20 protein-coding genes and 1 tRNA gene are annotated in these 22,117 nt (G+C 55.7%); 9 read left to right on the plus strand and 12 right to left on the minus strand.

Annotated features, from left to right (window positions below):
• Positions 1-5: 5 nt before the first annotated feature.
• The 3 genes from ACRZ94_RS04920 to ACRZ94_RS04930 all read right to left on the minus strand — a co-directional run bounded on the left by ACRZ94_RS04920 (position 6) and on the right by ACRZ94_RS04930 (position 3,866).
• Positions 6-1,265, minus strand: a complete 1,260-nt coding sequence (locus ACRZ94_RS04920) for a hypothetical protein (RefSeq protein WP_480796800.1) — start codon at positions 1,263-1,265, stop codon at positions 6-8.
• Between the two features lie 93 nt (positions 1,266-1,358).
• Positions 1,359-2,771, minus strand: coding sequence for an FAD-binding oxidoreductase (locus tag ACRZ94_RS04925; RefSeq protein ID WP_480796801.1), 1,413 nt, complete (start codon positions 2,769-2,771; stop codon positions 1,359-1,361).
• A gap of 108 nt (positions 2,772-2,879) precedes the next feature.
• Positions 2,880-3,866 carry a 2-hydroxyacid dehydrogenase gene (locus ACRZ94_RS04930; protein WP_480650035.1) on the minus strand — a complete coding sequence of 329 codons (987 nt, stop codon included), beginning with the start codon at positions 3,864-3,866 and terminating at the stop codon, positions 2,880-2,882.
• Between the two features lie 138 nt (positions 3,867-4,004).
• Between ACRZ94_RS04930 and ACRZ94_RS04935 the strand changes: the two genes are divergently transcribed.
• Positions 4,005-4,526: an SH3 domain-containing protein gene (locus ACRZ94_RS04935; protein ID WP_480650034.1), complete on the plus strand. Its 522-nt coding sequence runs from the start codon at positions 4,005-4,007 to the stop codon at positions 4,524-4,526.
• A 205-nt stretch (positions 4,527-4,731) separates the two neighbouring features.
• A tRNA-Gln gene (locus ACRZ94_RS04940) sits at positions 4,732-4,806 on the plus strand.
• Positions 4,807-4,989: 183 nt separating this feature from the next.
• Here the strand turns inward: ACRZ94_RS04940 and ACRZ94_RS04945 are convergent.
• Genes ACRZ94_RS04945 through ACRZ94_RS04955 form a run of 3 tightly spaced genes read right to left on the minus strand, consistent with a single transcriptional unit; the run spans position 4,990 to position 7,294 of the window.
• Positions 4,990-6,618, minus strand: a complete 1,629-nt coding sequence (locus ACRZ94_RS04945) for a recombinase family protein (protein WP_480650007.1) — start codon at positions 6,616-6,618, stop codon at positions 4,990-4,992.
• Positions 6,618-7,034: a DUF2924 domain-containing protein gene (locus ACRZ94_RS04950; protein WP_480796802.1), complete on the minus strand. Its 417-nt coding sequence runs from the start codon at positions 7,032-7,034 to the stop codon at positions 6,618-6,620. The genes ACRZ94_RS04945 and ACRZ94_RS04950 overlap by 1 nt, the downstream gene beginning before the upstream one ends.
• 5 nt (positions 7,035-7,039) lie before the next feature.
• Positions 7,040-7,294 carry a DUF3489 domain-containing protein gene (locus ACRZ94_RS04955; protein ID WP_480796803.1) on the minus strand — a complete coding sequence of 85 codons (255 nt, stop codon included), beginning with the start codon at positions 7,292-7,294 and terminating at the stop codon, positions 7,040-7,042.
• Between the two features lie 354 nt (positions 7,295-7,648).
• Here ACRZ94_RS04955 and ACRZ94_RS04960 point away from each other — a divergent pair, with 354 nt between their 5' ends.
• Positions 7,649-9,568, plus strand: coding sequence for an ATP-binding protein (locus ACRZ94_RS04960; RefSeq protein ID WP_480796804.1), 1,920 nt, complete (start codon positions 7,649-7,651; stop codon positions 9,566-9,568).
• A gap of 285 nt (positions 9,569-9,853) precedes the next feature.
• Here the strand turns inward: ACRZ94_RS04960 and ACRZ94_RS04965 are convergent, their stop codons facing one another.
• Positions 9,854-10,750: an HNH endonuclease gene (locus ACRZ94_RS04965; protein WP_480796805.1), complete on the minus strand. Its 897-nt coding sequence runs from the start codon at positions 10,748-10,750 to the stop codon at positions 9,854-9,856.
• Between the two features lie 195 nt (positions 10,751-10,945).
• Between ACRZ94_RS04965 and ACRZ94_RS04970 the strand changes: the two genes are divergently transcribed.
• Positions 10,946-12,316, plus strand: a complete 1,371-nt coding sequence (locus ACRZ94_RS04970; protein ID WP_480796806.1) for a hypothetical protein — start codon at positions 10,946-10,948, stop codon at positions 12,314-12,316.
• 373 nt (positions 12,317-12,689) lie between these two features.
• Here ACRZ94_RS04970 and ACRZ94_RS04975 read toward each other — a convergent pair whose 3' ends face one another.
• Entirely contained in the window at positions 12,690-13,565 is an 876-nt protein-coding gene (locus ACRZ94_RS04975) for a LysR family transcriptional regulator (RefSeq protein WP_480796807.1), read from the minus strand.
• Between the two features lie 151 nt (positions 13,566-13,716).
• On the opposite strand from ACRZ94_RS04975, the gene ACRZ94_RS04980 reads away from it, so the two are divergent.
• From ACRZ94_RS04980 to ACRZ94_RS04995, 4 genes are all read left to right on the plus strand, one after another.
• Positions 13,717-14,610: an NmrA family NAD(P)-binding protein gene (locus tag ACRZ94_RS04980; RefSeq protein ID WP_480796808.1), complete on the plus strand. Its 894-nt coding sequence runs from the start codon at positions 13,717-13,719 to the stop codon at positions 14,608-14,610.
• Positions 14,611-14,641: 31 nt separating this feature from the next.
• A complete protein-coding gene (locus ACRZ94_RS04985) occupies positions 14,642-15,670 on the plus strand; it encodes an alpha/beta fold hydrolase (protein WP_480796809.1) in 1,029 nt (342 codons plus the stop codon).
• 211 nt (positions 15,671-15,881) lie between these two features.
• Complete coding sequence (locus ACRZ94_RS04990) at positions 15,882-16,304, plus strand: VOC family protein (protein WP_480796921.1); 423 nt, start codon at positions 15,882-15,884, stop codon at positions 16,302-16,304.
• A 172-nt stretch (positions 16,305-16,476) separates the two neighbouring features.
• A complete protein-coding gene (locus ACRZ94_RS04995) occupies positions 16,477-16,956 on the plus strand; it encodes a Crp/Fnr family transcriptional regulator (RefSeq protein WP_480796810.1) in 480 nt (159 codons plus the stop codon).
• Positions 16,957-17,277: 321 nt separating this feature from the next.
• Here the strand turns inward: ACRZ94_RS04995 and ACRZ94_RS05000 are convergent, their stop codons facing one another.
• Positions 17,278-18,192 carry an NAD(P)-dependent oxidoreductase gene (locus ACRZ94_RS05000; RefSeq protein WP_480796811.1) on the minus strand — a complete coding sequence of 305 codons (915 nt, stop codon included), beginning with the start codon at positions 18,190-18,192 and terminating at the stop codon, positions 17,278-17,280.
• Positions 18,193-18,243: 51 nt separating this feature from the next.
• Between ACRZ94_RS05000 and ACRZ94_RS05005 the strand changes: the two genes are divergently transcribed.
• Positions 18,244-19,161 (plus strand): LysR family transcriptional regulator, encoded by a 918-nt coding sequence (locus ACRZ94_RS05005; RefSeq protein WP_480796812.1) that lies wholly within the window; start codon positions 18,244-18,246, stop codon positions 19,159-19,161.
• An 86-nt stretch (positions 19,162-19,247) separates the two neighbouring features.
• Here ACRZ94_RS05005 and ACRZ94_RS05010 read toward each other — a convergent pair whose 3' ends face one another.
• The 3 genes from ACRZ94_RS05010 to ACRZ94_RS05020 all read right to left on the minus strand — a co-directional run bounded on the left by ACRZ94_RS05010 (position 19,248) and on the right by ACRZ94_RS05020 (position 22,070).
• Positions 19,248-19,643, minus strand: a complete 396-nt coding sequence (locus ACRZ94_RS05010; protein WP_480796813.1) for a DUF1348 family protein — start codon at positions 19,641-19,643, stop codon at positions 19,248-19,250.
• Between the two features lie 359 nt (positions 19,644-20,002).
• On the minus strand, positions 20,003-20,881 hold the full coding sequence (locus ACRZ94_RS05015) for an NAD(P)H-binding protein (RefSeq protein WP_480796814.1): 879 nt from the start codon (positions 20,879-20,881) through the stop codon (positions 20,003-20,005).
• 262 nt (positions 20,882-21,143) lie between these two features.
• Positions 21,144-22,070, minus strand: coding sequence for an alpha/beta fold hydrolase (locus tag ACRZ94_RS05020; protein ID WP_480796815.1), 927 nt, complete (start codon positions 22,068-22,070; stop codon positions 21,144-21,146).
• Positions 22,071-22,117: the final 47 nt, after the last annotated feature.

A 22,117-nucleotide genomic window follows, 5' to 3' on the forward strand; every position in this document is an offset into this window, starting at 1 on the left:
TGCACCTATTGCCCTGATGCTGAACAGCGCTTGCCGCTGCCGAACTTTGCGCAGGAGTCGCCCAAACCCCCTTTATGGACCCGCACGGGCTGGGGTGTCGGTTCCTCTTGGGCAGGTTTCTCTGCGGGCTCTGCGGCGTCTGTTGGTGTTTGCGCGGGCACCTGATCTTGCAGAAAACCCAACAAACCCGGCGCTTCTGAAGTGATGTCATCCTCCAAAGCGGCCTGCCGTTCTTCGGACTCGAACAGCAATTGCAGCGCACGACCATAACCGATTTGCAGCACGTCCTGATTCTCAAAGACCTCACCGCCAGTGATGTCCATCAGCCCTTCGCTTTCGAACCCGGAGGCCGTCATCTGGTTCACCATCAGCGCCGCCACATCGAGGTTCTTGAGCTTGTCGTCCGTTGTTTTCTCCTGCACCAGCTTCATTTCGGCATAAAGTCGATCTATTTGATCCGCGAGGTCGGACTGGCGGTTCGCAGGGATTACGTAACCCTGCCCCACGACCGGAGACGGATAGGTCAAAAGCGCGTTCAGCGCAGCGTAGTCCAGCCCTTCCAGCAGCGCGCGGATCGAGGCATCGTCGGCATTTGTGTGCAGGCGGATCACGACCTCTTCGTCGATTCCGATCCGACCTGTGATTTTGCGATAGCCCAGCGCCTCAGTCGGAGAGGTCAGGTCCTGTTCGATCTCAATAAAGGCCACGCCATCGACAACGGCAAAACCCTTTTTGATCACCGCCAGATCCATAAAGCTTTGCTGGCGGGCCAAGGCCAGCCCGGCCAGCGTGTTCCGTGCCGCTGCGGGTTTCAGGCTGATGTCAAACCAGGCAAGTTCGTCACCGCTGGAATAGACCGCGCCGGTTTCGCTCAGTTTGCGCAGGATGTCCTGTTTGTCGCCACCCGACAGGCGCAGCAATTCAGCCGTATTTGCAACCGAACTGATCAGCGGCGTCGGCTTGTATTCGGCCAGCACCGATGCAACCGCCGCATTCGATGCGTCGGTTAGCTCAAAGCGCGCCCATTGGTCGGAAGTCGCAGGTAAATAGGGTTTTGCACCCAGCTCCCATTGATGCTTGCGCTCGGCCTCGGCCGTCTTGGCATCACGCCCGGTCTGAATTTGCGCGAAACGGTCCTTGATCGTGTCCAAATAGCCGGTCGCCGATAACGTCCCGTCGTATTTTTTGTACTGCTGGTAATAGTCCAAGCCGGTAATGACCAGGACAAGGATCATCACGAATCCCAAAACCCTCAAAAAATCCATTTTTCAATCCGAATTTGAAACTGCTCGTTTGCGCAACGGCTAGACTCAAATTGGGGCAGCCTTATGGCCTGTGCCTGAGATTTGTTCGGTCCGCTACACTGTGTCCGGGGGCAGGATTTTGCCCGGATTCATGATGTTTTCAGGATCCAGCGCCGCTTTGATCGCGCTCATGAACGTCACCGCACCACCCAGTTCCTTGACCAGATAGGGGCGCTTGCCCTGACCGATGCCATGTTCGCCCGTACAGGTGCCGTCCATGGAAATGGCCAGATCGTTCAGCCAACCGACGAACCCGTCGGCCTTTGAGACCTCATCCGCGTTGTCCATGTCGATCAACAGCAACGTGTGGAAATTGCCATCGCCCACATGCCCGACGATCGGGGCCAGCAGGCCCAGTTCCTGCGCTTTGTTCCGCGTTGCCGTCACACATTCGGCCAGACGCGAGATCGGAACACAGACGTCAGTGGAAATGCCCCGCGCGCCGGGGCGCAGTTGCAGGCTGGCCCAGTACATGTCGTGCCGCGCCTGCCACAGCTTGTTGCGCTCTTCGGTCGTCGACGTGGCCGCAAAATCCGAACCGCCGAATTCTTCGGCGATCTGACCAAAGGTCTCGGCCTGTTCGACCGCGCCGGCTTCGGACCCGTGGAACTCCAGCAACAGAAGCGGGGTTTCGGGCAATTCCAGCCCGGAATAGGCGTTCGCAGCCTTGACCGACAGCTCATCCAGCAGCTCAATCCGCGCCACGGGCACGCCATATTGGATCGTCATCATCACGGCCTGACACGCGGCATCGACGGTTGAAAAAGAACACCGGGCCGAGGTGATCGCCTCGGGGATGCCCTGAAGGCGCAGGGTCAGTTCCGTGATAATGCCCAGCGTGCCCTCGGCCCCGATCAGCAGGCGGGTCAGGTCGTACCCGGCCGAGGATTTCTTGGCCCGCTGTCCGGTGCGGATGATCTGCCCGTCCGGCATCACCGCCTCAAGGCTGAGGACATTGTCCTTCATCGTGCCATAGCGCACCGCATTGGTGCCCGAGGCCCGCGTCGCCGCCATCCCCCCCAACGAGGCATTGGCCCCCGGATCAATGGGAAAGAACAGGCCCTGATCGCGCAGATAGGTGTTCAGATCCTCACGCGTGACACCGGGCTGGACGACGCAATCCAGATCGCTGGCATGGACCGCCAGCACTTTGTTCATCTGAGTGAGATCGACGGAAATCCCGCCCGCAGGCGCGTTCACATGCCCTTCAAGCGAAGTACCGGTGCCAAAGGCAATCACCGGCACCTTATGCTGGGCGCATGTCTTGACGATTTCAGAGACTTCCTCGGTCGTATGCGGGTAAACAACAGCATCCGGCGACTGGTTGTCGATCCAGGTCGTGGTGTGGCCGTGCTGCTCGCGGATCGCCTGCCCGGTTTGCAGCCGATCCCCGAATTTCTGTTTGAGGATACTGACAGCTGTTTCAATCCCTGTTTCATTCCGGGGCAACGCAACTGCCTGCACCATCTTGTCTCTCCCTTACATTATTCGCCCAGCGTGCCGCCCTCGCGACATTGCTAGTATCTAGAGGGACTGAATTGGGGTTCAACCAAGTCAGCCAAGGACCTCAGGGCGTTACAGCATGGATGGCACGACCTGATCCGGCGGACGGTGGCCATCTTCAAATGTTTTGATGTTGATGATGACTTTTTCACCCATTTCGATCCGACCCTCCAACGTGGCCGACCCCATATGCGGCAGCAACACAACATTGGGCAATTGCCGCAAGCGCGGGTTCACCTGAGTGCCGTGTTCATACACATCCAGCCCGGCCCCCGCGATGTCGCCAGAGCGAATCTGCCGCGTCAGCGCGTTTTCGTCGATCACTTCACCCCGCGAGGTGTTCACAACCACTGCTGTCGGCTTCATCAACTTCAACCGCCGCGCATTCATCAGGTGAAAGGTCGATGGTGTGGACGGGCAATGGACCGAGATCACATCCATCCGCGCAACCATCTGATCGAGGCTTTCCCAATAGGTCGCCTCAAGCTCCTGCTCGATCTCGGGGCGCAGACGTCGGCGGTTGTGATAATGCACCTGCATGCCAAAGGCCGCCGCACGGCGCGCCACAGCCTGACCGATCCGACCCATGCCCAGAATGCCCAGACGACGCCCGCCGATCCGCCCCCCCAACAAGGCAGTGGGTGCCCATCCACCCCAGTCGCCCTTTTGCATCACCGACAGACCTTCGGGGATTCGACGGGTCACTGACAGGATCAGCGCCATGGTCATATCCGCGGTGTCATCGGTCAGCACGCCCGGCGTGTTGGACACAAGAATGCCGCGCTGACGGGCCGTGGCCACATCAATATTGTCGACCCCTGCCCCGTAATTGGCGATCAGCCGCAGCCTTTCCCCCGCCTGCCCCAGAAGACCACCGTCAATCGTGTCGGTCACTGTTGGCACAAGAACATCCGCCTCGCGCACTGCGGCGACAAGTTCTTCGCGAGACATAGGGGTATCGTCATCGCGCAGTTTCACATCAAACAGCTCGCTGAGCCGGGTCTCTACTGCCTCAGGCAACCGTCGCGTTACAACAACACTCAGACGTTCTCTTGGCACCTTCGTCCTCCCACCGCTTTGCAATCACTCGCGCGCCATGGCATCGTGGCGCAGGTTAAGGCGGGGCACAAGAACCCCCAACGCATTGAGACGACCTTTTTTCGAAACCCGAACAACAGGCACAAGAGCAGGCAGTCAGTGAGTGGTCTTCTATCGGTAAATCGCCGCCTTTTGGTGGTTTTGTCCGTATTTTTGGTCCTGTTGGGCAGTGTCGTGGCCACGGCACAGGACAATCGTGGACCAGTGACCAACCTCCCCTTGCCGCGCTACGTCTCGATGAAAGCCGCCGAAGGCAACGTGCGCAGGGGTCCGTCATTGACGCATCGAATCGACTGGGTCTTCAAACGCCGCGGGATGCCCCTGCAGATCACCGCCGAGTATGGAAACTGGCGCAAGGTTCAGGACCGCGACGGTGCCGGTGGGTGGGTGCATTACGCCTTGTTGTCCGGCGTGCGCACCGTGTTGATCGAATCCGAGCTGCTGCCCGTCTACACCAGCCCCGACCCCAATTCACAGGTCAGTGCCAAATTCGAATCCGGCGTTGTGGCTCGCCTGGGCAGTTGCACCCTGGACTGGTGCCATATTTCGGCCGGCGGCTACCGTGGCTGGACCTTGAAATCCAACCTATGGGGCGTTGATCCGTCGGAAATCCGCGAATAGCAACTTTGTAGGGGCGTGTTGACTGGCCTCAACCGTCTCGACGCAGGATGTCTGAGATCGGTAAGATGCGGGGTTTTCCATTCCCTGAAACCAGCAACGCAAATCCTGAAATTTGACCTCCGAATTATTTTTGCGGCCAGCCTAATTTTTTCGCTCAAAGCCCCTTGCACCCTGCAACCAACAATCGTAGATAGCGCCTCACCGTTGGGGTGTAGCCAAGTGGTAAGGCAGCGGTTTTTGGTACCGTGTATCGTAGGTTCGAATCCTACCACCCCAGCCATGATTTTCCATGAAATCGCACGCTGAATACTTGGCCGCCGATTGCGGCGTGTTTTCAGAAGGTTATCCGCTGGCACTATTAGCTGAGACCCGAACGTGCGCACGACAATGGTCGATTTCGGGCCGCAGTCTCAGTTCGCGATTCCGACGGTACGAGTTTGGTGTGTTTGGAAAAGTCTGTAGATCAGAGTGCAGCGAACTGCTTGCGCTGATCTGACCAGATAGCCGGGAAGCCCGACTTGATCAGGTAATCCGTGGTCAGACCGTCAGGCTGTTCGCCTGCAGCGATGGCCTCCAGAACATCAGGCGCCAGCATTGCCAGATCGACGACATCCTGCACCCGGCGTTTGGACGTGCCCTCTTCTTCCGCGATTTCTGGAAACGTTCTGCCATCAATGATCATCGCCAACCACCGGCGCGCTTTGATGACATTGCGGACAAGTGTTTGATCGATCTCAGGCGGTGCATCGCCCAGGTGCAGTTTCAGCTCCACACCTCTGCGGCGCATACGGAATGGCGCTTTGATAGTTAGTTCTTCGGCATCAACCTGATCCGCCCTGCACTCCATCGTTCGGGCGAGTGCCCGGGGATCCAGTTGCACGGTCAGGGACCCCTGTCGCAGATCTGCCCGCAAAATCAGGTCGAGGCATTTCCTGACGGACTGGCAATCTCTGAGATGCTCTGCTGCTGAAGCAATTTCGACCGCCGACATATCCAGCGCCATTGATATCACTGCATTCGGTCGGCTCAGATGTTGTCTGACCACTTCGGCCAGTACGTTTTCAAGCTGCTCTGCAGGCAACCGCCATGCATCAGGATGCTTCTGACTGCGATCAGTCACCAGTCGCCCGGAGATGTAGTACCGCAAACGCTTCCCATTTTTGCGACTATGACTGGGTGTCAGCCGATCTCCGGTCTCGTCAAAGAGTTTTCCGGCCAGCAGGGACTGCTTTGCCTTCTGCTTTACTCCACGCTCCCTGGCCGCACCATCTGTAAGTAGCTGTTGCACGTGGCTCCAGACTTCCGGGTCGATAATGGCAGGGTGCTGCCCCTCAAAGACCTGTCCTTTATGTCGGATACGGCCGGCATAGATCGGATTGCTGAGCAAATGATGGATGTGTCCGCGGTCAAAAAACTTACCGCCTGTCACGCGTCCGCCCGGGCGTTCCCGGCGCCGGGACCGGAGCCCCAGTGCCTCCGCCCGCTCTTTGACATCAAGAATGGTTTGATGCTCCAGATAGAGTTCGTAGAGCACTCTTATTGTTGCCGAGTCCTCTTCGTCGATTTTGAGCGTCCGGCCGTCAGCCTGATACCCGAGCGGAGCATTCCCGCCCATCCACAGGCCCTTGCGTTTAGAGGCTGCGATTTTGTCCCGGATACGTTCAGCCGTGACTTCCCGTTCGAACTGAGCGAAGCTGAGCAACACGTTGAGTGTCAGGCGCCCCATACTGGTAGACGTATTGAAGGACTGGGTAACGGACACGAAAGACGCGTCTGCCGTATCAAGGCGTTCGACCAGCTTTGCGAAGTCAGCAAGCGAGCGCGTCAGCCGGTCGATCTTATAGACAACAATCTGATCCACGTGTTTCTCGTCAACAGCCTGCATCAATCGCTGCAACGCCGGGCGGTCAAGATGGCCGCCCGAGATACCACCGTCATCATAGTAATCCGGCAGCAACTCCCAGCCTTCATGTTTCTGGCTGGCAACATAAGCTTCGCAAGCTTCCCGCTGGGCATCCAGCGAATTGAAGTCCTGCTCCAGCCCCTCCTCCGAGCTTTTCCGAGTGTAGATGGCGCAGCGGATACGTCGCATCACTGAACCCCGAAGAAGCGCGGGCCTGACCAGTGCGCTCCGGTAATGTGTTTTGCAATGGCTGGCAGGGAACGCCACGTTTTGCCGTCCATGACGAAACCACCATCGACCACTTCAACCTGATAGGTTCGTCCGTTCCATTCCCGCATCAGATGTGATCCCGGTTTCAGAGCAGGTGGCGGTATTTTTCCCAGCGCGATTTGATGCAGCCGGCGTTCTGTCTTCACAGACAACCCACCCAGTTCCCGGTTCTGCTGCGCCCAGATCAGTACCCGTTTCATAAACTGCGGGGACAGGTATTTTGGGGGCGGCCGACCGAACACTTCCCGCCACTGATCAAGGCAGCCGGGGCGATCCAAGTTGTCGATGTCACAGAATACCTTCGTAAGATCACGATCCACGGGCGTAGCATCCATGGCGATCACACCTCCCTAACGATCCGATAGACCGTGCCTTTGTCAGATACTGATCGCTCAACAGTATGTCCCGCCTTACGCATCATCGAAATCGCCGCACGCGCGGAATGCGGTTGCCAGCCAAAGGCCTTCTGAACCTGCGCAATCGTGGCACCAGACTTGCGGGACAGCAGTTTCTGCAACTGTTGCTGACGCGTCAGGTTGTTCCTGGCGGGTTTGTTGGGCGGTGTTTTGATTTCGGTATCTGATGAAGCTGTCATTGATATCTCCACTTTGCGGACACAGGCTGATCCTGCCCCCTGTACTGAGTGGAGCCCGGGCGCCCCGGGCGAATCTCAACCGTCGTCAGTACCGCTTCCAAACAACCCAAAGTCCAGTTGTTTATGGCAAAATGGGCGGGAAGCCGACCTTCGCCGCAAACGTGGAATGCCCGGTCGCGAGATAGAAAAGCGGACATTCGATCAAACTATTTGTAGTTAGTAGGTCCGCGGCTCGACCTCAAACCCACCTTTCTAAGTTCATGTAGCTACTCTTAGAGTATCGCGTTAGGGTTGTGATATCTTTAGACGAACATTTTTTGATTGTTCCTATTTGGCCGGGAAAGCGAGGCAAAGTTGCGTATCAAAGGCATTATTCTGGAAAACTTCCGAGGCTACAAAGCTCGCACTCATGTTACTTTGGAACAGTTCACGGCTCTTATCGGCAGAAACGATGCCGGTAAGTCCACCATCCTAGAAGCGTTGGACTACTTCTTCGAGAATTCCAAGCCAGATCAGGGCGACGCAAGCATCGCGGGGGATGCAAAACAGGTTTTGATTGGCGTTGTGTTTGATCGGTTGCCCTCTGAGCTGACGTTAGATCGTGGGGCAAGAAGTACGCTTGAGGCAGAACACCTGCTGAATCAGGATGGCGATCTCGAGATACACAAGATCTTTAACCTCGCAGTGCAACGCCCAGGTGCTGCGAAAGTCTTCGCTCGAGCGGTCCACCCAACAGAAGAGAAGGTCCAAGGTCTACTTCAGAAGAACAACACAGCCTTAAAGGCGCTCGTGAAGGAGATGGGTCTTCAAGACGACTGCAACCTCAACGAAAACCCGTCTATGCGGCAAGCTGTCTACCAGAGCGTCAGTGGCAATCTGTTACTGGAACTTCAAAACGTCCCTCTCAACGACGACAACGGCAAAGCCGTGTGGGGCGCGATCCAAGCTAGACTTCCGCTATATGCATTGTTCCGCTCTGATCGGGCGTCGAGCGACCAAGACCCGGAAGTACAGAACCCGATGAAGGCCGCCGTGCAAAAGGCGCTGGCCGATATTCAGGATGATCTTGCCGATGTTGTTGAGAAGGTGAGGGTTCGGGCCGAAGACACTGCGAAGCGGACTCTCGAACAGCTTCAGGCGGCATATCCCGACCTAGCGAACTCACTGACGCCACAGTTCCGGTCACCGTCTTGGGCCAACATGTTCAAGGTTGATCTTGAGAGCGATGACGGCGTGCCTTTGAACAAGCGCGGTTCCGGCGTCCGGCGATTGATACTCATGAGTTTCTTTCAGGCCGAAGCGGAAAAGAAGCGAAAGGAAGCAGGTGAAGGTGCCTTCGACGGGGAAGTGCCGGTAATCTACGCCATCGAAGAACCTGAGACATCGCAGCATCCGGACAATCAGCGTCGTATCGTTACCGCTCTTATGGAAGTTGCTGAAGCGGGCGACCAAGTCCTTGTCACGACGCACATGCCTGCTTTGGCGGAACTGATGCCGGTGGACTGCCTGCGGTACATTGACCGGGGAGATGATGGAAACGTTCGTATCCGTTCTGGTGACCCAGAAGTATATGCCGAAGTGGCAGAGGCGTTGGGTGTGCTGCCCGACCCGATACTTGGCCAGACTGTGAAGGTTGCGGTGTTGGTGGAAGGTAAGACCGACATCGACGCCCTAGTTTCGCTGTCACTGGTCTTGTCTGAATCTGGCGAGCTGCCGCCTCTGGACCACGACAAAATCTTCTGGGCGCTTGGCGGCGGCGAGACGCTCAAGGACTGGGTTGAGCGGGACTACCTGTCCAACCTTGATCTTCCACAGGTCGTAATCTTTGACTCGGATCGGACAGCAGAAGCGCTGCCAGCTCATGAAGACAAGCAGCAGCGTTTGAATGAGATCAACGCTTGGAAGGGTCGAACGGCATTCATGACCAGTAAGCGCGAAGTGGAGAACTTTGTGCACCCGGACACAATCGCGCGGTTGTCCGATGGATTGATAGAGCTGCCGAACGGCTTTGATCCCGACTTTGGTGACCTACCTACGGCATTTGCCACAGCTATGCGGGACGCTATCGACAACAAGGGGCTCACGTTCAAACCTGTTGACCTCAACGGTGAACGGCTGCGGGCATCCAAGCGCTACACCAAGCACATCCTGACCTCATACGTCATGCGGAACATGACTGTGGATGAGATCAAAGAGCGGTCCAAGTATGAGCGCGATGGCGCAACCAATTATGAAGTTTACGATTATCTAGAAGCCATTCAGGCGTACACTTGAAAATCTGGGCTTTAGCGACGCTAGGAATGATGGCCCACAGAAGAAAGATGCAACGGTCGCGAAGGAATCCGGGGGGTGGACGCAACGCAGCAGGCGCCAAGAATGAAAATATCGTAGCAGTTGCTCACACTCCGATGGTTAGCGATGAAGATTTAAAAGCCGCCAAGAAGGTGACGTATTTGCTGCTGGAGGAAGTACCAGAGCTGGGCTACCTTTGGCGAAGGTCGGCAATTTGGGCTGCAGAGGCAGTATTTGACTGCTTTGCTCAAGGTTGGCTCTGGGCCGCTAAGACTTAAAGCAGTTCTCGCGATGCCAGGTAATGAACTCAGCCCTTGGGCGATTGGCCGGCCGCCCCGGAGCCAAGAGCTTGCCCGAGGAGTTTATCATCGCGTTCACGGCTTCCATGTCGTTGCTTTGGCGAGAGACAAGAATAGTCAGATCGTCATCAAGACCTACCAGCCCGCGGTCGAACATCCAATGCGCCGTCCCTGACAAAGCCAGTCCGTTGCTCACAATATCTGGGCCATCCTGCTCGACCGGCCTGATATGAGCGGCCTCCACCTCAGCGCGCCCTCCGCCGTTGATCAGACGTAGCCCGGTAATTGCGCATCGCTCTCCGTACGCACGCAGAACATTCTTTCTGAAGTTGCGGTCCCTTACGGCGCGGCTGGTCAGTTGCTTGATGCGTTCGCGGTCCGACAGATGCTGGAACGGCATTTGCGCTTCCTGAAATCTGTTTGGAGTGGCCAGGCCCACTCTCGGCAAGACGTCGTGATCTTGTCCGAGACCGCGCTCAACTATCCGCGCGAAATCTTCGGATGAGAGAGGCCGCACCGCAGCCTGGGCGCGCCCGGAGATTTTTCCTCGGTCGTTCAAGAGGCCCTGCTCAACAATTTCATCTGCTTCGCGGAACGGCACTGGATCGCCAAAATCGAGATATGTGCCTGGCTCAATGACGGCGATATGCATGTCTTCATGTTGTGGGTCTGGAATAATTTCCTGAACCTTGGCTACGGCAAAGTAACCCTTGGTATCCTTGATCTTGCTTGGTTCGAGATAAACGATCCAATCGCCCACGCACTGCTGAACGCGCGTCAGATATTGCCGCGGAAACTGATATCGTTCTGAGGGGACATCATCGTAAATTGAATCAGTCCGATGAATGAAAATACCAAACGCCATGTGGCATAGGATGGCCCGGAACGCAGATGAATCCAATCTGTGCGGTGTAGTTTTACCGCCCACTAGATCCGTCTTTGCAAGCCACTGGTTTCAATAGCCCCCCGGTCACGAGACTCGGCGATCAAACTTTTGCGTTGTGCCTCAGCTGGAGGACGTCTTAGGTTTAGCCCCGGATTTTGAGTCTATTGAATAGCTATGGCAAAAATTGAAGAAAGATTCTGGGAAGAAAGGTTGGCGGACAGCCTTGTTGCGCTCGCCAAGGCACAAAAGCCATTCCTTAAGCGATATTGGGAGTCTCACGGTTTCCCCACAACGGTGACCTATAACGGACGCGATGAAACTCCCTTCCCGGCCGGCGATCATTTTATGATCTACGAGGACGCGACGCATTCATTTCGCTTTGGAACCAATGAGTATTTCGCGCCGTTGAAGGCCGCACTCGATCCGGTCCGTGGAGTCTTGCGAGATCACCCGGTTTTGGCCCGTGCCCTAGGAACGCGGATAAACGTTAATGACGTTCAGATTGGCGTCTTGAATGGATCTTCGCTCACCAGCCTCAGCGCTCTTATTGTGGGTCAGATGGTGCTGAATCCGGCGGCATCAAAAGAAGGCTTTTTCCAAACTGCTTCAAAACTTAACGCGTTGCTTTTGTCGTCTACATCTCAAACCAATCCAGCCGATGAAGACGACCTAAACATCGGTATGGATGCCGCATTGTTCTACGGACTTCGCATCCCGCAAGAGATCGACCTTGGAGAGGGTTACGCGCTTGTTCCGCTCGCTCTCATTGAGGAATACATTGATCGCGAATGGCTTCAGGAAGTGGCTCCGGAGCACGTTGAACGGCGGCGCATAGAGTGCATTTATGCCATTGTCCACAGGTTCTCTTGGAAACCAAGCGTCCGCAACAGACATTCGATGACCAATAGCCCCTACAAAGCACCTCCGCCGTTGTTTCATCGTTGGACAGAGGAGTTTTCAAATCTGCTTGCGGTGACGCTTGGGACACGAACGTCCCGGATCATGACCCTAGACGGCTGCATTTCACGAACCGCGTCCGAATTACTTGGTCGGCATCACGGGCCAAAGTCACCTCACAAAGGTCGATCCATAAGCCACCTGTTCGATCCGTTCACAGAGTTCACCGACGCCGACTTTAGCCAACTCGAAAGAGCTAAAGACCTGTTCTCTCGAAGAGCGACAACCGCCTATGCCGATCTCGCACCTGCTATGTATCGCATGGCCGAAGCCCATGGTCGCGACGGACGTTTTGGCGCACATGATCGAATTCTGGATTTGGCCATTGTCTTTGAGCGGATATTCAAGCCGCCAAGAAATGAACCTATTAGCAAGTTCCTTCAGAATGGAACGGCAGAACTGCTGGGCGAGAGTGAGAAAGAAAAGGAGCTCGTCAAGGCCAAGGTCAAGCATTTGTATGACGTTCGGTCCGCCATCATTCACGGTCCCTCCGACGGCCGAAAAACTCAGCTTCTAAGAGAAGTTGAGAAAGCGTGGACATCTGGCGCTGCACTGGCGAGAGATACATTGTTGCAGAAACTTGAGTAATCGCAGACCTACAGCCCTGGTGTCGAAGTTTCTTTTTGTGGCTTTCAGGGACAGGTTTCGGTTGGCAACTTGCCGATAGCAGCCACCCAAACCAAAGTCCGCTTCGACGAAGCAGCATTGCGGCATTGGCAAACGCGCTCAGTGTCCGGTTTGGGCCGCTTTATCGGCACCGGATGTTTCCTCGGACCTGGATGCTGCAACGCCTCCGAAACCCGGTGGGAGCCCATACTGTAAGTTCGATGATTTCGCTGCGTGCGCACGCAGAGGGGATTTTTCCGCGGATACTCGTCCATTTGTCAGAAGGCCTTAACCGCGACTAAGTTTTCGCCGTTTTCCTGGCTTTTACGATGGGGGCGAGAGCCCACATCCAATCTCACCGGATCACTTCTATCAATACATCCCGCAACCATTGTTGCGCGGGATGCCGGTCAACACGTGGGTGCCAGAGCATTTCGTGTGCTGTCACATAGCTTTCGAAGGGCAGTGATCGAACAACCAAACCGTGCTGCTCTGCAAACCTGTTTGCGATCCTTTTTGGCAGCGCTGCCACGAGATCCGAATGCGCCAAAACCATCGGTGCGGCTGCGAAGTGCGGGATGGTCATGGCAACGCGTCTGGAGAGTCCTTTCTCTCTCAGGATATCATCCACGGAACCCGATGTGTCTCCAACGAGAGTGATCAGCAGGTGGGCAGCGTTCGCATAACCTTCCAAAGACATCAGGCCGTCAGACAACGGGTGACCGCGGCGCATGACGCAGACAAAGCTCTCTTCGATCAACAACTGCCGGTGTAGCCTTTGAGGTGCGCGCGGAAACCATCCCAATGCCACATCCACCTGAGCCGTATCGACCATGCCTATTGCATCGACATTGGAGTGAGGAAGGACGCGCAGATCAATTCCGGGCGCATCACGCGAAAACAGTTGCGCAAGACGGGGAACGTGCAGAGCCACATCATAGTCACTTGCAGCAATGGTGAAGGTGCGAACGGCGGTCGCCGGATCAAATGCTGCCCCGTCAAGTGCAGATCTCACATCTGACAAGGCCCGACGCAACGGCTCGGCCAACTCAAGCGCTCGAGGTGTCGGCAGCATACCATCGACCGAGCGGACGAATAGCTCGTCATTGGTTGCTTCGCGCAGCCGCCTCAGAGCGCTGCTGGTTGCAGACTGACTTAGGTGCAGACGCTGTCCAGCCTGGGTGACGTTTCTCTCAATAAAGAGTGCTTCAAACACAAGAAGCAGGTTCATATCGAAGCGAGCTAAATTCATGCCATGAATTTAGCTTATCCACAACTTGCGTTTCAAGAATAATCATCGGCTCGCTACTTTGAGGCAAGGCAGCACAGAACAAGCGTAAGTACGAAGTTCCGGTGCGCTGTCACAGAAAAGGAGAACCATAATGTCAAACACACGCAACATCCTCGTCATCGGCGCAACAGGTCAGGTCGGATCGGACGTCGTGCGCCTCCTGAGCGGAGCTGACGGCATTCACACACTGGCAGCAGTGCGTCGCGACGATCAAAAGCAAAAGATGGAAGCTCTGGGTGCAGTGCCTGTCCATCTGGATCTCGACGATGTCCAAACAATTGAGCGCGCCGTTGATGGCGTAAACGGTCTTGTCCTTATGACCGGATACACGGTCGACATGCTCAAACAGTCCAAGCGCGTGATTGATGCCGCAAAGCACGCGGGCGTTGATCACATCGTCCACATTGGTGCTTCGGGAGCAGACACTGCCGAGGTCGCTCACTGGGGCTGGCACCGCATGATTGAGACGTACATCGAGGCCAGTGGCATCCGGTACACCCACCTTCAGCCGGAAGCCTATATGCAAAACCTGACCGGGTTTGGCTGGTTGAGCCAAGGGGCTTTGGTCAATCTGATCGGAGACGCGCGCTGGAGCTGGGTTGATGCCAAAGATGTGGCTGCGCTGGCGGCGGCTGCACTGACGAACCCGGACGCCCATGCCGGTCGTACATGGCGGCTGGGCTACGACGCTGCCACCATGGCTGACGTTGCCGCAAAGCTGAGCGAGGTTTCCGGTGATGAGATCGCTCTGGCTCCGCTTGATCCGCAGGTGATGTACGAGGGTGCTGTCGGTGCCGGTGCAGACCCGGCGTATATGGCTTGTATCCGCGACCAGTTCCGGCTGAACGCCGCAGGTTCCATTCCAAACGCGGACCAGACGTTTGATGCGGCGGCCTTTGAGCAAGCCACCGGTCGCCGGCCAACAACTTGGGCTGCGTTTATCGAACGCGAAGCTTCAACACTTGCAACGCAATCGGCCGCGTAATCGCGCTCGGATTGCTCACAGGAGAATTCCCATGAATACCGCCCTTAATTCCCGCCTTTCGGCTGTCGTGCGCACAACACTGACTGTAGCCGCACTTGCCATCACTCCCTTCACTGCATCGGCACAAGTCACTGCCGCAACCGATACACGGCCTCTGCCACAGCTGACCGTTCCTTTTGATGAACAGGCTTTTGACGCTGAGTTCCAGTCGCATTTCACGCGCATTGATGGTTTGCGGATCCACTACGTCATGGGGGGTGAAGGCCCGCCCCTTGTCCTGCTGCATGGATGGCCGGAATCGTCTTACTCCTTCCGGCAAATCATGCCCGAGTTGGGCAAGCACTTCACGGTGATCGCCCCTGACTTGCGAGGGTTTGGCGACAGTGACAGACCGCCGTCAAACGCAATGTCCAAAGAGGAGATCGCCGAGGATGTAACCGAATTGGTAGAGCGATTGGGCCATGACGAAGTATCTATCGTTGGCCATGATTGGGGCGGTGTCATCGCCTATGAAATGGCTTGGCGGAACCCAGGTCTTGTGGATCGGCTGGTTTTCTTTGAGATGGTTTTGCCAGGGTTCAAGCTGGACGATCCTGCCTTTGTCGCTGGCTACTGGCAGTTTGGCTTCCACACATCACGCGACTTCCCGGAGATGCTGCTTGAGGGCAAGGAAGCCGAATACATGCGCGCGATCATGCATTCGCCTAACATCTACAATCCAAATGCGTTCACGGCGGAAGATATAGCGGAGTATGAACGCGTCTACACGAAACCCGGATCGACACGCGCCTGGTTGCAGATCTATCGCCAAGCCGCCGCAGATGGTGAGCGTTACAAAGCCTGGGCGGCGGAGCGCAAACTCGACATGCCTGTTCTTGCTCTGGGCGGAGAAACGTCCATGCGGTCCTGGACCGAAGAGGACATGCGACAAGTCGCGACAGATGTGACTGGCGGCATCATCCCGCAGTTTGGCCACTTCATCGAAGAGAACCCGCAGGGAGCGTTGGATGCGCTGATGCCATTCCTTCTCGAGGGGATCGACGGCGCAACGTCGAACTGACGCAAAGCCCGCGCGGTAACATTTGGAACGGCGCGGGCGCCCTATGCAACCTTTCGAAAATCTAAGGATCAAAGACATGAAACTTACACTCATCGCCAGCGCGCTTGCTCTGTTGGCTTTCGGAGGACCCGCTATGTCACAGACCCCCGTTACCGTCACACCCCCAACCACATCCGGACCGGCAACACCATTGCCGTCAAAGCTGGGACTTATGTACCACGCTCACCACGTCGCTTTGCGTGTTACAGATCTGGAAGCCAGTGTGGATTGGTGGAAACGTGTGATGGGTGCGGTCGAAGTCCGGCGTACAGATATGAGCGTCGTCAACGAAGGCGCGGAGATCGTGTTCCTGCATATCTCCGGAGGGTTCCATATCGAACTGGTCGGATCGGGTAATGTGGAGACACCTCCGGGATTGCCGCCGCAAGACATCATCGAGGACTACGGACTTACAGGATGGAAGCATGTCGGGTTTTACGTGGCCGACTATGACGCAACCGTAGCTCATCTGGCGGAACAAGGCGTTGAAATCTATCACGAGAACACCGTTCCCGCCTACGGCGTACGCCTGTTCCTAGTGAAAGATCCATCGGGTTACTTTGTAGAGTTTTACGCCCCGTTGGATGGAAACTAAATTTGGAACAGAAGCGATGAGTGGGATTTGTGTTCGCAAGCTAAACCGCCAGTATCTCGGGTGGATTGCGTCACCCGCGAACGTGAATCCCGCAGCGTAGCTATAACGTAACACCCCAAAGGATAGGCTCAAAACGGAATGGCCAGCCTTCTCTCTCCACAAGGATAAGCCCATGAAAACGAACGAACAAAAACTCAGTGAGATCGACCACTTTGCGAAGCTGGACGCTCCTGCACTAGCCAAACTGATCGATAGTGCAAAGATTACGACATACGACGCCGGCGATGTCATTCTAGAACCGGCAATGCCCCGGGCGGGCTTCACTTTCCTGATCGAGGGGCGCTGGTGGATGTCGCGGCACATCGTTGGTGCAGCGACGCCTTTCGAGTGGACTGATGATCGACCCGGCAATTGGCATGGCGGGGTTGCACTATTCGATGCAGTCGCCCCCGCTTATGTAAACGCGGAAACGACCTGCGAAGTCATCTTCGTCCCCGCGCCAGTCCTGGCGGAACTTGCCGCTGACAACGCACATTTGGCGCTGGCCATGCTGCGCGGGATCCAAGGTGGCGCGACGGTGCTCAACAAGCACGCGACCAAAGGCTCTGCACCCAACGCTCCAAGCGGGCCAGCGACAGGTCTCACTGATTAGATCCGTAGGTCGCGATGATCGGTCACAAGGTGAAATGAACCGACTGTGTGGTCACTTTTCCTATAAGCGTATCACATCATGGATTTTCGGTATCTCACGAGATTTGGTTCCAGGAAACGCCACTAACCGTTTTAACTGGCGTCAAACGGGTAGGAATGCTGCGTTAGCAATAGCCGCGTGAGCAAAAGGCCACTTTGTCCGCGATCTGTAAAATAGACCAGCTCGAATCTCGCACACGCAGCGAATGGCCGGTCTGGCGAAGCCGCACTGCAGCACCTATTACTGCAATGAATGTCTCTTATGGGCCGGAGCATTTTTGCATCAGGCATCCGTCATATGCTGGACCAGTGCGGTCAGCTGTCTGTCGCCGTAGCCATCGTCCCAAGCCGTTTTGGTGCGGTCATGCATCAACTGGATGAATTCAGCGGGCGCCTTAAGTGAGTGATAGGTCTTCAACGCGTCCTCTTGCGCCATCGCGTAAACCTTCAGGGAGGCTTCCGCACTGTCGTAATCCTCAACCGGAACAGTTCTGGTAAAGAGGTCATGGTAGTCATTGACCAATTTGATTGTAGTAGGGAGTTGGTCGACATAAACCTGCATCGGGATGCCCGCTTTCTGGCAGACAAGTGCACCGTAGATCATTCCGAACATGAACCCCTGCCGAACCGTGAAGAGGCCGGCAAAGAGCGCGGCAAGTGCCGCTGGTTTCTCTCCAACATGGGCGGACTTTCCACCCAATTCTCTGATGATACTGCCATAGCGGCCCCAAGTTCCGGCACTGCCCACCGTAAGGATTGTGGTTTCGTCACCACCAATGCCGGAAGGGTAAGCATTGATCATGCCCAGCATGTAGCCAGATCCCTGTCCCTCAAGGATGACGACCAGTCTATCGGCATCCGAGGTATCGCCCGTGCTCATGTCACAGATGGTCTTACCATTTAGCGAGTCGCTCAGCCCGTTGACCAGTTCAATAGTTTCTCTGTGGCTCTTGACACAGATGATCACAAAATCAGACGTCGCAATGGCATCATTCGGTGAAGAGCAGATCGTGGCTCCAGCCCCACCAAAAATCTCTGCCTTTGCCGACGTGCGGTTCCAAACGCTGACTTCGTGGCCTGCCTTGAGCAAGCAATGCGCCAGCGCTGAGCCCATATTGCCCAGTCCCAAAACAGCAATTTTCATGATGTTTGCCTCCGGTGGTCGCCAATGAATTACTGCAACAGCATGCGCCGGCATCTGGGGATCCCCTAGTTGTAAATTTTTCTATATTGTTAGATGGTCTTACTTATGGATTGGCGCGCGCTTCCCTCGTTGACATCTCTCAGAGCCTTCGCCGCCGCTGCCGAGTTTCGAAATCTGACCCGGGCGGCAGAGGCACTGAACGTGACCCATTCCGCAATCAGCCAGCAAATCCGCGGGCTCGAACAACATCTCGACACTCGGCTTATCACTCGTACCCGACATGGCATTTCTCTGACATCGCAAGGCGAATTCCTGTCAGCTGGCCTGCTTGAAGCCTTCGCTGAAATGGCCTCCGTAACCGAGAGCGTGTCGAGTGCAGAGGCGGTTCGACCGTTGGCAGTTAGCGCGACTCCGATGTTTTCAAGCGCGTTCCTCATGCCGCGTTTGTCGACGTTTATTGACGAATTCCCCAATATTGAATTGAGGATCGATTCAACGATCCAGGCTGTCGACCTCAAACCGGGCGGAATTGATATGGCCATCCGATATGGAACGGGTCACTGGCAAGGGCTTGTCTCGCAGATGCTGCTGCCAGGCTGTCTGACGGTCGTCGCGTCCCGCGAACTAGTCGGAAGCCGGGTGCTCACGAATCCTGCAGAATTGCTTGATTTCACGCTTCTTCAGGAACAAGCGTCAGTCGAATTTGACCTCTGGTTAGAAAAGGTCGGAGTTCCGACCGACGCCGACCGGAGAGTTGTCCGCCTACCGGGCAATATGCTGCTGGATGGTATCCGGCGCGGTGATGGAATCGGGGCGACGGTACCGGCTTTTGTTTCTGACGAGTTGAATTCGGGACAACTTGTGGCGCTGTTCGACGATCCAATACCTCAGATCGGCTACTACCTTGTCACTTTGCCGGGCCCGGTTCGACCAGCGGCAAATCTGTTCATGCAGTGGCTCTCGAAATCAATAACCGACTATGAGAAGAGCTTGTTCCGTTGGACACCTGCTCACTTGCTATAGGCAACAAAAGTACCGACTAGAGTCAATTTGAGTCTGCCTTGCCGTTTATGACGTGCTTACAGTGCACAAATTAGCGCCGGATATGGTCATGTTTCCGCAACTTGGCGTTCATAATCCACACTATCATACCAACCGAGCGATTTCGTGACTTTCAGGTTGTCGTCTAAGTCCCATTCTTCCCAGCCCGAGAAACGAACATGGTTACCCGTCTCTTTATGATGGCCTTCGAAAGTCCACGAATAGACCATGTGGTGATCGGCGACGAGAACCGTGTCGAGGTTAAGCACGAGGTCAGGGAAGTCAGCCATAAATCCCGCTGCCATGTCACCAATCTCGGTCCGGCTCTTCATTGGGTCGCCACCGTTCATTATCATGATTGCATGTTCAGCATATCTTCCGGCGACATTGTCAGGTGTCCGGTTCGTCCAAGCAGCGCAATGGTCTTGAGCTATGCGGCGGGCGGTTTGTACATCAGGTGTCATCTATATCTGCACGTCCTAAAAATCGCGAAAAAATGGTTTCAGAAACGTTAATCGGGTCTCTGAAAGCAATCAAGTTTGCTTAATGACGCTTCTCAACGATGGCAGGTTTGTTTGCCTCACGGCCATCCGTTCATTGAAATTTCTGCGTTTTGAACGAACGGCAGCTTTCGGGAAGCCGAAAGGTGAACTCTAAGAGATATCGAATGTCGGCTGTGGGCCGCCTCTGGCTGGATCAGCTGACGGCGGAGTAGGGCCTGTGCTGCAACATCACCTTGGTCTGGTATGAGACCAATTTGCTTCTTTCCCCGGACTTAACAAATGACCAGTCCCGCAGAGCGCCATCTCATCCCAAAACCCGTTCAAGTCTGAAAGACTGACAGGTTCTCCCTCAGCCAGTTGGACAGGTCGCGCGGCGATTGTCCGGTGATCTCCCTGACTGTTGATGTGGTTTCCCTCTGGGTCGAATCCCGGAATGCGCGGTCCAGACCGATAAGCAGGTCAGCAAAGAAAGCGTTGATACCCGCTGCTAACAGTCCCGCTCTTTGTTGTTCGGGGCTGCGGTGTTCGTATGTCACATCCCGGTCTAGTAGTCGTCCAAGTTCGATCGCGATTTCTGACATGGACCAGCACTTTGGCCCGGTGAGGTGATAAGCGCGCTGCACAGACGGTTCAAAATCGTTTTCCAGAGTCCTTTTAGCCACTGCGGAAACGTCGCGGGTATCAATAAAGTTAGTTTTCCCGTCTCCCGCCGCACCACCCCAAACGCCTGCGGCGACGGCAGGGCCTGCGTTGACAAGGACGTCCATGAAGGCAGAAGGGCGCAGGACCGTATATCCGATATCCTGGCGCGCCAGATGTGCTTCGATTTCCATATGCCAGTCCATGGGATGCAATTTGGAAGGCGGTCCAAAGGCTGAGAGTTTGACGATGTGGTTTAAACCTGAAGCCACCGCAGCATCGATCAGGGCAATCTCATTTTTGGTCTGATCCGGTGACGTGCCATGCGAAATGAAGAGCCTGTCCACACCCTCTAGCGCCGCCCGGAGGGTGTCTGGATTGGCAAAGTCCACACGGCAGGGTTCTGCCCCCTCCGGGAGGTTGACCGTTGCAGGATTCCGGGTCATCGCCCGGACCTTGGCGCCTGATGACACCAGTCCTTTGGTCAGTTCCGTTCCGATGCGTCCGGTCGCTCCTGCGATGGCAATTGATCCGGCGAACACGCCTTTGCTGTCTGACATTGGGTCAATCCTTTTGGTTGGTGGGTCGTTTGAATAGTTAAGTCACGAAATGTGTTGTGGTCAGATCAAGCAGCAGCCGGCCCTCAATTGACTCCGCCGAGCGTGCGCGCGAACAGTCGGTGTTCGGCATGGTTCCGGTGGCCTCAGCATCGGAAACGTACTCAACATCGAACGCAAGCGATCCTTCTATGTGGGCCGTTTTTCTCGGCATGCGAATGACCTCAGATTCCTGGAGATTGCGCGTTGTTTTGAGACTTCCGACCTAGGTGCCGGGTGCGATCCCGGACAAAAACTGCCGCAACTCATTCGCCACAAGACCGGGCACTTCAAGTTGCGGCGCGTGCCCCGCTTTGAGGATGATCAGGTCTGAATCCGGGAGCGCCGCGTGATAGGCATCTGCGTATCTCATGGGAACAATCTCGTCCCCCGAGCCCCAGATGATCAGAGCCGGCACGGATAACTGTTTTGCCGCTTCATCCAGGCGAAAGGCGTGCCCGGAGGTAACGGCCTTGACCAGCGTATTGAAGAAGGGCGCTTTCGCCTTCAGATCCTGCGCCAGAAACCCCATGATCGGGCCAGGAATATGTGGCGGTTCAATGAAGGCGCTGGCGTACATGTCGGTCATGTAGTCGACGTCGATGTCTTCGGGGTATTCGTAATAGGTGGGAGGTTCATCCAGCGTCATCCCGGTCGCGTTCAGGATCACCAACGCATCAACGCTATCTGGATTGGCCAATGCAAAGGCGGTTGCAATGTGGCCTCCCATGGAATTTCCACCGATCACCAGGTTTTCTACATCAAGCGCCTTCGTCAGGTCGCCCAAGAACGCAACCTGCCCGGTAATGCTGTAGTCGCGGCCGTCGTTTTGAGCGTTTTCCCCATGTCCCTGCAGATCAGGCAGGATGACCCGGTAGGTGTCTGTTAGCTCTGAGGCCGCCGCGACAAAGGAATTCTTGTCATCTATGAGTCCGTGCAGAAGCACAATCGTCTGCTTGTTGCTGTCCCCACCTTCAAGATAGTGGGCCGTATAGTTGTCCAGAGGAATAGATTTTCTTTCAAATCCTGCCTGCCAGGCGGTCGATTTCTGGATGAGCGCGAGGCTTATTCCCGGAGCAAACTGCAGCATTGCGAAGCCAAAGATGCATGTCACCAAAACCAATCCGATAAGTCCCCAAAGAACTCTTTTCATTCTGGTCTCCATGTCTCTCACGAATTTGCGTAATCACTCTTGTTACG

The sequence above is a fragment of the Ruegeria sp. CH10 genome, assembly GCF_056537125.1.

What these genes read in the sequence shown, in the direction of transcription:
- ACRZ94_RS05005 (WP_480796812.1), top strand. Translation starts at nt 18,244, where the DNA reads ATGGATTGGCGCGCGCTTCCCTCGTTGACATCTCTCAGAGCCTTCGCC.
- ACRZ94_RS04920 (WP_480796800.1), bottom strand. Translation starts at nt 1,265, where the DNA reads ATGGATTTTTTGAGGGTTTTGGGATTCGTGATGATCCTTGTCCTGGTC.
- ACRZ94_RS05015 (WP_480796814.1), bottom strand. Translation starts at nt 20,881, where the DNA reads ATGTCAGACAGCAAAGGCGTGTTCGCCGGATCAATTGCCATCGCAGGA.
- ACRZ94_RS04995 (WP_480796810.1), top strand. Translation starts at nt 16,477, where the DNA reads ATGAAAACGAACGAACAAAAACTCAGTGAGATCGACCACTTTGCGAAG.
- ACRZ94_RS04965 (WP_480796805.1), bottom strand. Translation starts at nt 10,750, where the DNA reads ATGGCGTTTGGTATTTTCATTCATCGGACTGATTCAATTTACGATGAT.
- ACRZ94_RS04985 (WP_480796809.1), top strand. Translation starts at nt 14,642, where the DNA reads ATGAATACCGCCCTTAATTCCCGCCTTTCGGCTGTCGTGCGCACAACA.
- ACRZ94_RS04975 (WP_480796807.1), bottom strand. Translation starts at nt 13,565, where the DNA reads ATGAACCTGCTTCTTGTGTTTGAAGCACTCTTTATTGAGAGAAACGTC.
- ACRZ94_RS04950 (WP_480796802.1), bottom strand. Translation starts at nt 7,034, where the DNA reads ATGGATGCTACGCCCGTGGATCGTGATCTTACGAAGGTATTCTGTGAC.
- ACRZ94_RS04980 (WP_480796808.1), top strand. Translation starts at nt 13,717, where the DNA reads ATGTCAAACACACGCAACATCCTCGTCATCGGCGCAACAGGTCAGGTC.
- ACRZ94_RS04955 (WP_480796803.1), bottom strand. Translation starts at nt 7,294, where the DNA reads ATGACAGCTTCATCAGATACCGAAATCAAAACACCGCCCAACAAACCC.
- ACRZ94_RS05010 (WP_480796813.1), bottom strand. Translation starts at nt 19,643, where the DNA reads ATGACACCTGATGTACAAACCGCCCGCCGCATAGCTCAAGACCATTGC.
- ACRZ94_RS04970 (WP_480796806.1), top strand. Translation starts at nt 10,946, where the DNA reads ATGGCAAAAATTGAAGAAAGATTCTGGGAAGAAAGGTTGGCGGACAGC.
- ACRZ94_RS05020 (WP_480796815.1), bottom strand. Translation starts at nt 22,070, where the DNA reads ATGAAAAGAGTTCTTTGGGGACTTATCGGATTGGTTTTGGTGACATGC.
- ACRZ94_RS04925 (WP_480796801.1), bottom strand. Translation starts at nt 2,771, where the DNA reads ATGGTGCAGGCAGTTGCGTTGCCCCGGAATGAAACAGGGATTGAAACA.
- ACRZ94_RS04945 (WP_480650007.1), bottom strand. Translation starts at nt 6,618, where the DNA reads ATGCGACGTATCCGCTGCGCCATCTACACTCGGAAAAGCTCGGAGGAG.
- ACRZ94_RS05000 (WP_480796811.1), bottom strand. Translation starts at nt 18,192, where the DNA reads ATGCCGGCGCATGCTGTTGCAGTAATTCATTGGCGACCACCGGAGGCA.
- ACRZ94_RS04990 (WP_480796921.1), top strand. Translation starts at nt 15,882, where the DNA reads ATGTACCACGCTCACCACGTCGCTTTGCGTGTTACAGATCTGGAAGCC.